Origin of the sequence: Odoribacter sp. N54.MGS-14, from assembly GCF_000980295.1 — a bacterium.
Classification (GTDB): Bacteria; Bacteroidota; Bacteroidia; order Bacteroidales; family Marinifilaceae; genus Odoribacter; species Odoribacter splanchnicus.
This window is the reverse complement of sequence record NZ_LARL01000081.1, coordinates 1-12,666: the sequence shown is the minus strand read 5'-3', so window position 1 is coordinate 12,666 and position 12,666 is coordinate 1. Positions and strand designations below refer to the sequence as shown.

The following is a 12,666-nucleotide window of genomic DNA, read 5'->3' as shown; positions in this document are numbered from 1 at the left end:
AAACTCAATTTTCATACCTCCGCTGAATGTTTCTTCAAAAATATTTCCTAATGTTGCACTTGCTGGTTGACTCTGCCGCAAAATAAATCGTCAATAAGTGACTATATTTGTGTGATTTTTTTTTGAATGTATTTAGAAAAGGATGTAATAAAGCGCTTTATGGCTTTATAGAGGTTTATGATTTTTTAATTTGAAATGAATAATTTTGTTGATTTTTGGGTAGGATTAGGCTATAATGGTTGGTTATTCCTGTTGTTGATCCTCCTTTTTTTTGCCCATTTGATTATGATCATTTTACGCAGTACGGTACTTACCACTAAAAAAAGACCGGCAACTGTAGAACCCGAGGAAGGAGTTTCGGTAATTATTACCTGTTCGAATAAGGCCGAGCTATTGAAACAGAATCTTGAAGCATTTCTGACCCAAGAATATCCGAAATATGAAGTGATTGTCGTAGACGAATGTTCCGAGGATGAGACGCAGGATGTTTTATCCGATTTGCAACAGAAATACCCGCATTTGAAGACTACCCGGATTTTTCCTGAAACGAAATTCCGGCGTACGAAGAAGATTGCTATTAATATAGGTGTCCTCGCGGCACAATATGATGTGTTGCTTTTTTCTGAAATTAATTGTAAGCCCGGATCCGGGCGATGGCTGCATGCGATGGCTTCTTATTTTACGCCCGATACGGCGGTCGTGATCGGATACTCCAATTATCCGGTAGACGGTGCGGGAGGAAAATTCAGGTGTTATTTCCGGTTCTTGTGGTTCTGGAAGACGATGGTGCTGAATAGACGGGGACTACAGGTGGTCGGAAATGGTAATAATATGGGATACCGGAAAAAATACTATCTGGAGAAAAGAGGGTTTACCGCTAATACCCAGGAATATATCGGTTACGATACAGAAATCGTAAAAGATATGGCTAAAAAAGGAACGGTCAAAGTGGTAAAAGACCCCGATACCCGGGTGATGATCTGTGACGAGCGGAAAAAAGCCTGGAAAGATGATTATTCTTATTATTATGCTACGAAACGTCGGTGGCCATTGGCTGTGCGTTTGAGTAGCGATGTCGACTTTATCGTTGAAAGTATCGTTTATTTGTCGGCATTTTATTTTATTATACAAGGAACATTACGTGAATACAGTGCCGGAATTATAATATTAACATTTTTAATAGATTTTATAGTAATAAATGTGGTATTAAAACATCTGGGGCAAAGGAAATTATTCTTAACTTCGTTCACTGTAAATACCTTGGGTTTTATATTTCAATGGTATTATAATTTTTATTCAATATTTACTGCAAAGAAATGGAGATAACTAACAACTTATCTGAAAAAGCTTTATACGACTATAAGATAGTTCGTAACGCAATTGCCGGAGATGAGAAAGCTTATGGGGAACTTTTTAAGCGTTACAAGGATTCTGTATATTTTATGATCCTTAAAATGGTAAACAATCGGACTGATGCCGAAGACTTGATGTTCGAGGCTTTCGAGAAGGCATTTGCCAGTTTGAACTATTATTCTCCACAATTTGCTTTCAGCACCTGGCTGTTTAAGATTGCTTCGAATAATACGATCGATTTTATCCGGAAAAGAAAGGCGCAGACTGTGTCTTTGGATGTCGACGATATCAATCCTGAAGACAGAGGGTATATCAATAGTATTCCAGCTGATGTCAGAACGCCGGATGAAGAAGCGATTCGTCAGCAACGTGCCGATTTTATGCGGGAAAAGGTCGCTCTTTTGAAAGGAAGATATCGCCGGTTAATCGAATTACGCTATTTCGACGAATTTTCATATGAAGAAATCGCCGATACCCTGGCTATTCCTCTGGGGACGGTGAAAGCTCAATTGTTCCGGGCTCGGGAACTACTCTTGAATATTTTACAGCATACCGAGATTGCTAAGGAACATGGTAAAAATTAATTTTATCGTTTTATTCTTTATTTTTCTTTCTCCAATTGTTTGTGCACAGAGGGTCGTCGTTTCGGATAGTGTTGTATTTTCCGGAGTAGTCTTCGACACTCAGGATTCACAGACACTTCCTAATGTGACTTGTCGTTATGGTGAAGGTAAAGCAACTATTTCCGATCAAATGGGATGCTTTGTGTTGAAAATCGGTCGTAAAGATACCGTCCGCTTTACTTTTGTCGGCTATAAACCTTGTACTGTTGTCATGCCCGATACTTTGCTCGAAGATCGGTACATGATGGGGGTTTTTCTGTCTCCCGATACCTTACAATTATCAGAAGCTTTGATTTTACGCCGGTGGGGAGAGGTGCAAAGACAAAATCTGATCAATGCCCGTAATAATATGACCGGCATATTGAAGCAGGCTTATGCGCCTGTAGACTATATGGATGCCGATATGAATCAACGGATGATGCTCAACGAATATGCCCGGAGTGTCGAGATGAAAGGGCATGTTGATGTCGGTATCGGAGTCGGTACACAGTCGGTCGATGCCTATAAAATGCTCCGAATGAGACGGCGGGTAAAAAATCAGAAAGAATGGCTCAATCCTAATGAAATCGATCTGTTAAAGAAGATTTATTATTTGAAAAAAAAGGAAAAGCAAGATAATTGATTCAAGATAAATATATCTTTGTAGTGCTATTGTGTCTGTAATTTTTCCTTGTTGGGCTAACCGGAGAAAAATAAAGATAGGCAAGTATTTAGTATTAATAAAGTTATGATTTTATGAAGAATTTGTCCATTGTATTGAATGTTGTGTTGTTCGTTGCAGTGATTGTACTTTATGTATTGTACTTTTCTGGCCATAAGTCACCGGAAACTGCAATGACCAGTAAAGTTGCCGGTACTGCCGATGCAACAAAAATTGTATATATCAACACGGATACACTTTTGAATAATTATCAGCTGGCAGTCGAATTGAACGAGGCTTTTCTGAAAAAACAGGAAGATCGCAGGACAGAATTGAATATAAAAGCGAAAGCAATCGATCAGGAAGGAACCGAATTCCAACGGAAATTGCAAAATAACGGTTTTATTTCCGAAGCCCGGGCGATAGAAGCCAGAGATCAATTGTTGGTGAAACAAGAAAATTTCCGCCGCTTACAACAGGAGATGATGGATAAAGCTTCCAGAGAGCAAAGCGAACTGAACAAACAGCTTTTTGACGAAATCACTAATTTCTTGAAAGAGTACAACAAAGAGAAAGGATTCAGTATTGTATTGAGTACTCAGTTGGGTGGAAATGTTTTATATGCCGAGGATGGTTTCGATATCACGAAAGAGATTGTCGATCGCTTGAATGCCAATTACAAAAAGGGCGATAGTCAGAAATAAAATGACAGAAGATTTTTGAAAAGGCTGAGTGATCAGCCTTTTTTTATAGGTAAGGGTTAACCATCGGAGCAGTTTATGCTTATGAAGGTATTTGAACGTTATTTCAGTCGGAATCCGGTCTCTCGTCAGCTTTCTTTTGAGGCAGATACTGCTGTGATTGTTATTATCCCCGTTTTCAACGATCCGGATATTTTTGCTACCCTGGATTCACTTTGCTGTTGTTCGGTGATGAATATCAAGGCGGGTGTTTTGATTGTAGTGAACCATAGTGAAGTTTGCCCGCAGGAAATAAAGACCCGGAATATCGGGTTGTCTGACACTTTGAAACGATATGTTCGGGATAGACAGACCGACCGGCTTCGCTTCGAAGTGGTCGAAGCATTCGATTTACCTGCAAAATATGCCGGAGTGGGATTGGCCCGGAAAATAGCTATGGATTTATCGGCTGCCTTTTTTTACCGAAACGGGCGAATCGATGCTCCTATTCTTTCTTTGGATGCTGACACTTGGGTCGAACCGAATTATTTGGAGGAGGTGGTCCGTTATTTTCAGGAAAAATCTGTGGCCGGCGTTTCTATTGCTTATGCTCACCGTCTCGAAGAAGCCGGTATGACAGTTCAGGCCCGTGAGGCGATAATGAAATACGAATTGTATCTGAGGTATTATCGTTTGGCATTGGAGTATACCGGTCATCCCCATGCCTACCATTGTATAGGATCGGCTTTTGCTGTAAGGACGTTGGATTATGTGGCTCAGGGAGGAATGAATAAAAGACAGGCTGGAGAGGATTTTTATTTTTTGCAGAAATTGATCGCTACCGGTAGATATGCAACCTTACAGTCGACGCAGGTATATCCTTCTCCGCGATTCTCGGGGCGTACCCCTTTTGGAACCGGGCAGGCGGTCCGGCAGATCGTTCAGGAGTCCGGACATTTTCGGGTATATCACCCACAGGCTTTTCGGGATTTAAAATGTTTTTTTCAGGGAATTTCTACCCTTTATAAAGTGGATGAAGCTGGTGTTTCGGGCTATTTTCAACAGCAGACGAAGGATATCCGGCTTTTTTTATCCCAAATGAATGGAATTGCAGTCTTGGCGGAGATCAATGCAAACTGTGCTTCTGTAGAGCAATTTATGAAACGGTTTTTCGATAATTTCAATGCTTTCCGTGTGTTGAAATATCTGAATTTTGTGCATGAAAGTTGTTATTCGAAAATAGATATCTTGTCTGCGGCCAATAAATTGCTGGCAGAATTGAACTTACCCGTTGCCGAATCTTTGGAATGTGCCCTTCAGATTTTCAGAAAGTTATTCAGATAGGCGTGGAAAAAGAGGGGAAGAGAAGCTGGAATTGACATAAGAAGATATATCTTTGTCAGCAAATAATAAAAATATGGATTTCGAATACAAGATGGAGATCACTGCCGATCCCGAAGAGGTTTTCGCTGCATTGACCAATCCTTTTCAGATTGAATTGTGGAGTGGCTATCCCGCTGATATGAAAGCTGAAGAAGGTTATGTGTTTTCACTTTGGGAAGGGGATATTACAGGTGTTAACCTGGAAGTTGTTCCCGGTAAGCTGTTGGTACAGGAATGGTTTTTCGGTGAGCAGGAAAAACAATCTATCGTCCGCATTACCCTGAAAAAAGAGGGAGCCAGGACTTTGGTCGGTTTGACTCATACCCATATCCCCGAAGATGTGTACGAAGAGATCACCGGGGGATGGAAAGAATATTATCTGGAAGCGATAAAAGGAATGCTTGAAATGTATTGACGCCGGATCAGATGACTTTGATCGTCTGGCCCAGTACTTTGATTACCTCGCCTTTTCGGATTTTGGCCCGTTTCCGGCTTTCCGGTTCGCCATTACGAACCACTTCTCCATTTTCCACCAATGTTTTTGCCATTGCCCCGTTTTCGGCAATTTGTAATACTTTCAGCAGCTTGATCAGCTCGATATAATCTTCTGTCAATTCAAATTCCAACATTTCCGATCGTTTAAATTCTGTGTAAAAATACAACTTTTTTGGGATTTTGGGACGGACCTTTTGTCCCGGAATTCCTGTAACTTTATATGGGGTACATACCGTAAAGTAGAAACAAACGGGAAAGAAAGTATTTATTTTTGCCGTTCTGAAATTTTGATGGTTGTTTGCAATGTGTTACAGGACAACCTTTTATGAACGAAAATTAATTTTTATGAAGAAATTATTCTTATCCTTACTGGCCAGTGTTACCTTATCGTCCGCATTTGCCGAAGGATATCAGGTAAACGTTTTGAGTACAAAGCAGACGGGAATGGGACATGTCGGGACAGGTATGAAATTAGGAGCCGAAAGTATGCATTTCAATCCGGCAGGCTTGGTGTATCTCAATGGGCATATGGATATGTCGGTGGGGATATCCGGTATTTTTTCAAATGCCAGGTACAAAAACGGAGATTATTCTGCAAAGACAGATAATTCGGTAGGGACACCTGTATATGCCTATGTCGGATATCGGATTTATGATAACCTGGCAGCCGGAATTTCTTTGACTACTCCTTATGGAAATTCTTTAAAATGGCCCCAAGCCTGGAAAGGAGCTCATCTGATTCAGGATATCACCTTGAAATCATATATCATACAGCCCACTCTTTCGTATAAAATTCTGGATAATCTGAGTGTTGGAGTCGGTTTACAGATCGCTATGGGAAATGTAAATCTTTCCAGAGCTTTATTGCCTGTCGGAGCTTTGGTGCCGATTCTGGGTGCCGATTATCAGGATGTTGTACCCGTGTCTGCCACTTTGGATGGAAAATCGAAAGTGAAACTGGGCTATCATATCGGAGTGATGTATGATGTTTGCGATAAAGTGACTTTAGGTCTTTCTTACCGTTCCCGGGTCCGGATGAAAGTAAAAGAAGGGACGGCGGAATTGGATTATGCCAGTGAGAAGATAAAAGATCTGCTGGATGCAACAGGACAAATACCTCCTTTGGATAAGGGGACTTTTCATGCTCAGTTGCCTTTGCCTTCGAATACGACTTTCGGGGTTAGTTACCGGCCGACCGATCGTTGGGAACTGGCTTTGGATTTGCAGTTTGTCGGTTGGAGTGCTTACGATTCATTAAATGTTGTTTTCAATGAGAAAGTATTGAAAATCGAGGATATAAAAGCAGAGAAAAATTATAAAAATACGATGATCTACCGGATCGGGGCCCAGTATATGGCGACAGACCGGTTGGATGTTCGTTTGGGATTATACTATGATCAAAGTCCGATCCGGAAAAATAATTACAATCCGGAAACTCCCGGTATGGGAAAAATCGGTATTTCGACAGGGTGTTCTTTCGAACCTTACCGGAATTTGCAGATCGATTTTGCCTTTTTGTATATACAGGGAGTCAGCCGGCATGGCTCTTACCCGGACAAATATAGTCCCGGCGGTAAGTTTTCCGGGAAATACGAATCGAATGCCGTTTCTGCTTCTTTGGGTTTGGCCTATCGTTTTTGAGAATAGAATTGACCTCCCCAAAAGCTATCCGAAATCAGCTGATTCGGATAGCTTTTTTTATGAGGCCGTTATATACATATTTGCATTTAAACGTACATTTAGTGTAAACATGTACATAAATACCGTTTATTAAATATATTTGTCTATTCTTAGGAACGGCTAAATCAGAACAGATGAAACACATGACTTTCGTACAATGGGCGGTCTGGTTGGGATTTATCTACTCGGTATGTTCTTGTCAGCCCCGACCGGATCTTAAATTGTGGTATACCCGTCCGGCTGAGCGGTGGGAGGAAACTTTGCCTTTGGGAAACGGACGTTTGGGGATGATGCCCGATGGGGGAGTCGTTCAGGAGACTATCGTCCTGAACGATATTACGATGTGGTCCGGTAGTTTTCAGGATACTCGTAATCCCGAAGCTTTGAAGTATCTGCCTGAGATTCGCCGGCTGTTATTGGAAGGAAAAAACGATGAGGCCCAGGAACTGATGTATAAACACTTTGCTTGCGGAGGACAAGGATCGGCTTTCGGACAGGGGGCGAACGCTCCTTACGGCGCTTTTCAATTGTTAGGTAATCTGCATTTACAATATCATTTCCCGGATAGTAGCGATGTCGGTTATTCCGCTTATGAGAGAGGATTATCTTTGGACAAAGCTTTGGCTTGGACCTGTTTCCGGAAAGGTAAGGTGAAATACCGGCGGGAATATTTCGTTTCCCAGACAGAAGATGTGATGATCATGAAGTTGACTGCCGACCGGAAAGGAATGCTGGATTTTGATGTTGCTATCGACCGACCTGAAAATTACACTTGTTATGCTAATGATGGGGTGGTTTATATGGAAGGACAATTGGATAACGGGAAAGGGAAGGCCGGAACGAAATATATGGTGCAGCTGAAAGTATGGACTGCAGATGGCCGGCAAGTGGCTGATTCGGCTTGTATACATGTCAAAGAAGCGACGACGGCTTATGTCCTGGTGTCCGCCGGGACAAGTCTTTGGGCGGCAGATTACCCGGAGCGGGTCGAAAAATTGATGCAGATTGCCGGTAATATGGATTATGGTTATTTGTTGGAGCGGCATGATTCTGCCTGGCGATATAAATACAACCGCGTGGAATTGGATTTAGGAACTCCGCAGGATATTTTGCCTACCGATCAGCGCTTGGCCCGTTTTCAGGAACAAGAAGATCCCGGTTTGGTCGCTTTGTATTTTCAGTACGGCCGGTATTTGTTGATCAGTGGTACGCGGGAAAATTCGTTTCCTTTGAATTTGCAGGGATTGTGGGCGAATAGTGTACAAACCCCTTGGAATGGCGATTATCACCTGAATATCAATTTGCAAATGAATTATTGGCCGGTAGAGATCGTCAATTTATCGGAATTGCATACTCCGTTGAAAAATCTGGTAAAGGATTTGGTGACTTCGGGTGAGGTCACCGCTCATTCTTTTTATGGAGCTCAGGGCTGGGTGGCTCATATGATGACGAATCCCTGGCGTTTTACTGCTCCGGGAGAACATGCTTCCTGGGGAGCCACGAATACCGGCGGGGCCTGGCTTTGTGAGCATTTGTGGGAACATTATGCTTTCACACTCGATCAGGAGTACCTCAGGGAGGTCTATCCCGTGTTAAGCGGAGCCTCCCGTTTTTTCCTTTCTTCTATGATCGAGGAACCTACACAGGGGTGGCTGGTTACAGCCCCTTCCTCTTCGCCTGAAAATGCTTTTTATATGCCTGGTACCCGAAAGGAAGTCAGTGTTTGTATGGGGCCGGCTATGGATACTCAGATTATCAGGGAGTTATTTTCTAATACAATACAGGCTGCCCGCTTATTAGAGATAGATGCTGCATTTGCGGATTCTTTGGAGAAAGCGTTGGATAAATTACCGCCGATGCAAATCAGTCCGAAAGGGGGATATTTGCAGGAATGGCTTGAAGACTATGAGGAAGTGGATCCCCGGCATCGTCATGTCTCCCATCTGTTCGGTTTGTATCCTTCGAATCAGATATCCCTGGCCAAAACCCCGGAATTGGCCGAAGCTGCCCGTAAGACACTTCAACGGCGTGGAGATGGAGGTACCGGTTGGTCGATGGCTTGGAAAATAAATTTCTGGGCCAGGTTGCAAGAGGGAGACAAAGCTTTGGAATTGCTTAAAAATTTATTGAAACCGGTGGTTACCGGCGGTAAAGTAGATTATACCGGCGGGGGAACTTATCCCAATTTGTTTTGTGCCCATCCGCCTTTTCAGATCGATGGTAATTTAGGCGGTTGTGCCGGTATTGCCGAGATGTTGATTCAGAGCCAGCAGGGATTTATCGAGGTTTTGCCTGCTCTGCCTGCTGTCTGGAAAGAGGGGAGTTTTAAAGGCTTGTGTGTACGTGGGGGAGGTGTCGTCGATGCAAGTTGGAAAGCCGGCCGGCTGGAGAAGCTGACTTTACATTCCAGGGTAAAATCTGCTTTTAAGTTGAAAATTCCGGAGCAAGTGAAACGGGTAGAAGTAGACCGGCAACAGTGTGATATTCAGAATGGTTTTATCCATCTGGCTTTGGATGAAGGGGAACAATGTGAGATTGTGATGAAATATAAGTTGTAACTCCTGAGGTGGTTATTTCGTATTTTAAGGGTTTTCAATCGATGATAAAACTATTATGGAATATAGAATATTAGCCCATACTGACTTGACCTTATCCGCTATCACCTTCGGCTCTTGGGCTGCCGGAGGATGGATGTGGGGAAAATCGAATCGTGACGAAGCTGTAAAAGCCATAAAAGCGGCCTACGATGGTGGAGTGACTTCTATCGATACAGCACCGATTTATGGACAAGGCGAGAGTGAGCGGATTGTTGGAGAGGCTATCCGGGGTATTCCCCGTGATCAGGTACAGATTCTGACCAAATTCGGTATGAGATGGGATTTGCCACAAGGTGAATTCGCTTTTAAAAGCAAAGATAATCAGGACAACCCTATAGATATTTACAAATATGCCGGCAAAGAGAGTGTCATCAAAGAGTGTGAAGACAGTCTGCGGCGGCTCGGTACGGATTATATAGACCTCTATCAGATCCATTGGCCGGATGCTACGACTCCTTTGAGTGAGACTTTCGAGGCAGTAGAGCGTTTGATAGAGCAAGGAAAAGTACGTTATGCAGGTGTGTGTAATTATGATGCTGCTTTGTTGGAAGATGCCGCTAAACTGATCGATCTGGTATCGGATCAGATTCCTTATAGTATGGTTAATCGGGGGATGGACCGGGATATTATACCTTATTGTATCCGTAATGAAAAATCAGTGATCGCTTATAGTCCGCTTGAACGTGGCTTACTTACCGGTAAGATGCAACCCGGATACCGATTTGCTGAAGGCGATCATCGGAAAGAAAACCCTTTTTTTACAGACGAAAGCATTAAAAGAACGAATGCTTTTTTAGAAAAATTGCAACCTTTGGCTGATGAGAAAAAAGCGACTCTCGGACAATTGGTGATCCGCTGGACGATCGAACATCCCGGAATTACCGTTGCTTTGGTCGGGGCCCGCAATCCGGAGCAGGCGATTCAGAATGCGAAAGCTGCCGATATAATCCTGACTCCTGAAGAATTACAATTTATCAATCAGCAAATCGATCAGATGTTGAAATGATTATTCTTATTTTGGGACGGTTCAGGGATAAAATCTGATATTGCCCCTGTTTGGACTATTGTAATTGTTGTATCAAAAAATTGCACTATTTTTCTTGCCCGATTGGAAATTTAAGATATTTTTGTAAAAATAGATGATAAATATTCTGGTGAGGCGTGGAAGATGAAATTTTAATAAAATATTTGCGCAAGAACGACCGGAAAGCTTATTCGATATTGTTCGATAAGTATTTCGAGCGGCTCTTTACCTTTGCTGTCCGCGTTGTGTTTCGGGAGGATGTGGCTAATGATATTGTGCAGGAAATTTTTATCAGTCTGTATGAAAAATCGGAAATCCTGAATTACGACCTTTCTTTAAAGTCGTATCTTTTTAATAGTGTGCGGAATCGTTGTTTTAATTATTTGCGGGACCGTAAGGTGGAAGACCGGCGTATGAATTTATATGCGGAAGCTTGTCTATGGTCGGATAATGTCGATTGGATAGAGGAAGAAGAAGTGTTGCGGAAAATTCAGGAGGTGATGCTGGAGTTACCCGAGAAATGCCGGGAGGTGTGCCGGCGGCGTTTTTTTGAAGGGAAAAAATTTGAGGAAATAGCCGAAGAACTCGATATTTCCGAAAGTACTGCGAGGGTACAAACTCACCGGGGTATGGAGATGTTAAGGCAGCGTTTTGCGGAATATGATCTGGCCGTTATTCTTTTTTTTACTCCTTTTCTTTAAAAAAATACTTTTCCTGTAAACAAATTTTATCTTTTCGTGTTTAAGAGGTATCTAAAATTAAAGATCATGAAGATCGATTGGGTACTTTTAAAGCGGAGTGTATTATCGGATATATCTGAAGAAGAACGGAACCTGCTGAATGCTTGGTTGGATGAATCTTCGGAACACCGGGAATTTTACCGGGAAATAAAAACTTTTTTGTGTTCTCCGGAAAGTTTCCGGCCTACGGAAGAACGAATTCGTCGGTTCAAAGCTTCCTACGAAGTCAGGTTAACCGTTGCAGAACGTAGAAAAAGAAGGCACCGGATGGTACGGATAGGGGGGGAGGTGGCTGCTTCGTGTATCTTGTCGGTAGGGATGGCTTGCTTTTTATGGTGGCAGGTGACTTCATCCGTAAAAGAGCCCTTATTGACCGAAAACCGGCCGACGGCGACTATTTTGCCCGGAACACAAAAGGCTATTTTGGTAACCGGTGAGGGAAAGACTGTAAATCTGAACCCGGAAACCGCTGATGTCGAGATTGGAGAGGGGGTAAAGGCTAAAAACAGTAATCATGGTTTAATCTATTCCGATACGCTGACTGCAGGGATTGAAGATACCGAGAATCAGTTGATCGTACCTCGGGGAGGTGAGTATGCAATTGTACTGAGTGATGGGACCAGGGTGTGGTTGAATTCCGCTTCTGAATTGAAGTATCCGGTACATTTTGCAGGAGATATGAGAAGGGTGTATTTAAAAGGAGAAGCTTATTTTCAGGTTGCTCACGATCGGCAGAAAGCTTTTGTTGTCGTGACGGACGATATCGAGGTGAAGGTGTATGGGACGGAGTTTAATATCAATACCCGGGTTGCCGATTATGTACAGACCACTTTGGTACGGGGAGCTGTTTCGATAAAAACCGAACGATCCGCTGAAAAAATGCTGAAGCCCGGTCAGTTGGCGCAGTTCGATCGCTTGACCGGTGAGACCGAGATTAAAAATGTCGATGTATCTAATTATATCGGTTGGAAATCAGGAGTCTATATTTTTGAAGATAAATCGATCGAACAGATTATGGATGAATTGTCTTTGTGGTACGATATCGAAGTCTTTTTCCGTAATAATATTTCCCGTAACCGTCATTTCAGTGGAAGCCTGCCCCGTTATCGGGAAATCGACGATATGTTGAAGGTCATTGAAAAAACTTCCCATGTCCGTTTCGAGGTGAAAGGCAAGACGATAATTGTAGATTAAACGTTCGATTAAATCAGTCGAAAGTTTATAAAGTCCATAAAGTTTATAAAGTCCCTGGGTTCTGCGGATACTTTGGTAATTGACAATTGTCATTTGACAATTGATAATGTATCTCCAAACCTATGGCTTCTTTTTTATTCTTCTGATAATCAATAATTATCTTCTTTATTCTTTCTCTCATTTTTCTTTTCTTTTTTATTTTTTCATGGAAGCGGAACTTCCAATAATTGTCAATTCTCAATTGCCATCTGTCCATT

13 protein-coding genes are annotated in these 12,666 nt (G+C 42.4%); 11 read left to right on the top strand and 2 right to left on the bottom strand.

Annotation, left to right across the window (positions count from 1 at the left end):
* Positions 1 to 195 precede the first annotated feature (195 nt).
* The 6 genes from WS42_RS12940 (at position 196) to WS42_RS12915 (ending at position 5,094) form a co-directional block, all read left to right on the top strand.
* Entirely contained in the window at positions 196 to 1,326 is a 1,131-nt protein-coding gene (locus tag WS42_RS12940; protein ID WP_046404793.1) for a glycosyltransferase, read from the top strand.
* A complete protein-coding gene (locus WS42_RS12935; protein ID WP_013613398.1) occupies positions 1,317 to 1,937 on the top strand; it encodes an RNA polymerase sigma factor in 621 nt (206 codons plus the stop codon). Before WS42_RS12940 ends, WS42_RS12935 begins: the two co-directional genes overlap by 10 nt.
* The gene (locus WS42_RS12930; RefSeq protein WP_013613399.1) at positions 1,924 to 2,598 is read left to right on the top strand and encodes a peptidase associated/transthyretin-like domain-containing protein; all 675 of its coding nucleotides are present in this window, start codon (positions 1,924 to 1,926) and stop codon (positions 2,596 to 2,598) included. Before WS42_RS12935 ends, WS42_RS12930 begins: the two co-directional genes overlap by 14 nt.
* Before the next feature lie 113 nt (positions 2,599 to 2,711).
* Positions 2,712 to 3,320, top strand: coding sequence for an OmpH/Skp family outer membrane protein (locus WS42_RS12925; RefSeq protein WP_013613400.1), 609 nt, complete (start codon positions 2,712 to 2,714; stop codon positions 3,318 to 3,320).
* Between the two features lie 81 nt (positions 3,321 to 3,401).
* Positions 3,402 to 4,640: a glycosyltransferase family 2 protein gene (locus tag WS42_RS12920; RefSeq protein WP_046405664.1), complete on the top strand. Its 1,239-nt coding sequence runs from the start codon at positions 3,402 to 3,404 to the stop codon at positions 4,638 to 4,640.
* Positions 4,641 to 4,713: 73 nt separating this feature from the next.
* Complete coding sequence (locus tag WS42_RS12915; RefSeq protein ID WP_013613402.1) at positions 4,714 to 5,094, top strand: SRPBCC domain-containing protein; 381 nt, start codon at positions 4,714 to 4,716, stop codon at positions 5,092 to 5,094.
* Positions 5,095 to 5,101: 7 nt separating this feature from the next.
* On the opposite strand, the gene WS42_RS12910 is transcribed toward WS42_RS12915, so the two are convergent.
* Positions 5,102 to 5,308 carry an RNA-binding S4 domain-containing protein gene (locus tag WS42_RS12910; protein WP_013613403.1) on the bottom strand — a complete coding sequence of 69 codons (207 nt, stop codon included), beginning with the start codon at positions 5,306 to 5,308 and terminating at the stop codon, positions 5,102 to 5,104.
* Positions 5,309 to 5,519: 211 nt separating this feature from the next.
* Between WS42_RS12910 and WS42_RS12905 the strand changes: the two genes are divergently transcribed.
* From WS42_RS12905 to WS42_RS12885, 5 genes are all read left to right on the top strand, one after another.
* Complete coding sequence (locus tag WS42_RS12905; RefSeq protein ID WP_013613404.1) at positions 5,520 to 6,815, top strand: OmpP1/FadL family transporter; 1,296 nt, start codon at positions 5,520 to 5,522, stop codon at positions 6,813 to 6,815.
* A 173-nt stretch (positions 6,816 to 6,988) separates the two neighbouring features.
* On the top strand, positions 6,989 to 9,412 hold the full coding sequence (locus WS42_RS12900; RefSeq protein WP_022161232.1) for a glycoside hydrolase family 95 protein: 2,424 nt from the start codon (positions 6,989 to 6,991) through the stop codon (positions 9,410 to 9,412).
* Between the two features lie 55 nt (positions 9,413 to 9,467).
* Positions 9,468 to 10,457, top strand: a complete 990-nt coding sequence (locus WS42_RS12895; protein WP_046405662.1) for an aldo/keto reductase — start codon at positions 9,468 to 9,470, stop codon at positions 10,455 to 10,457.
* A 155-nt stretch (positions 10,458 to 10,612) separates the two neighbouring features.
* Complete coding sequence (locus WS42_RS12890) at positions 10,613 to 11,176, top strand: RNA polymerase sigma factor (RefSeq protein WP_013613407.1); 564 nt, start codon at positions 10,613 to 10,615, stop codon at positions 11,174 to 11,176.
* Between the two features lie 66 nt (positions 11,177 to 11,242).
* On the top strand, positions 11,243 to 12,409 hold the full coding sequence (locus WS42_RS12885; protein ID WP_195203376.1) for a FecR family protein: 1,167 nt from the start codon (positions 11,243 to 11,245) through the stop codon (positions 12,407 to 12,409).
* Positions 12,410 to 12,452: 43 nt separating this feature from the next.
* Here WS42_RS12885 and WS42_RS12880 read toward each other — a convergent pair.
* Positions 12,453 to 12,666 (bottom strand): hypothetical protein (locus WS42_RS12880; protein WP_046404801.1); only part of this gene is annotated, 214 nt, incomplete at its 5' end.

Coding starts and splice junctions, on each gene's coding strand:
- WS42_RS12940 (WP_046404793.1), top strand. CDS start 196: ATGAATAATTTTGTTGATTTTTGGGTAGGATTAGGCTATAATGGTTGG.
- WS42_RS12935 (WP_013613398.1), top strand. CDS start 1,317: ATGGAGATAACTAACAACTTATCTGAAAAAGCTTTATACGACTATAAG.
- WS42_RS12930 (WP_013613399.1), top strand. CDS start 1,924: ATGGTAAAAATTAATTTTATCGTTTTATTCTTTATTTTTCTTTCTCCA.
- WS42_RS12925 (WP_013613400.1), top strand. CDS start 2,712: ATGAAGAATTTGTCCATTGTATTGAATGTTGTGTTGTTCGTTGCAGTG.
- WS42_RS12920 (WP_046405664.1), top strand. CDS start 3,402: ATGAAGGTATTTGAACGTTATTTCAGTCGGAATCCGGTCTCTCGTCAG.
- WS42_RS12915 (WP_013613402.1), top strand. CDS start 4,714: ATGGATTTCGAATACAAGATGGAGATCACTGCCGATCCCGAAGAGGTT.
- WS42_RS12910 (WP_013613403.1), bottom strand. CDS start 5,308: ATGTTGGAATTTGAATTGACAGAAGATTATATCGAGCTGATCAAGCTG.
- WS42_RS12905 (WP_013613404.1), top strand. CDS start 5,520: ATGAAGAAATTATTCTTATCCTTACTGGCCAGTGTTACCTTATCGTCC.
- WS42_RS12900 (WP_022161232.1), top strand. CDS start 6,989: ATGAAACACATGACTTTCGTACAATGGGCGGTCTGGTTGGGATTTATC.
- WS42_RS12895 (WP_046405662.1), top strand. CDS start 9,468: ATGGAATATAGAATATTAGCCCATACTGACTTGACCTTATCCGCTATC.
- WS42_RS12885 (WP_195203376.1), top strand. CDS start 11,243: ATGAAGATCGATTGGGTACTTTTAAAGCGGAGTGTATTATCGGATATA.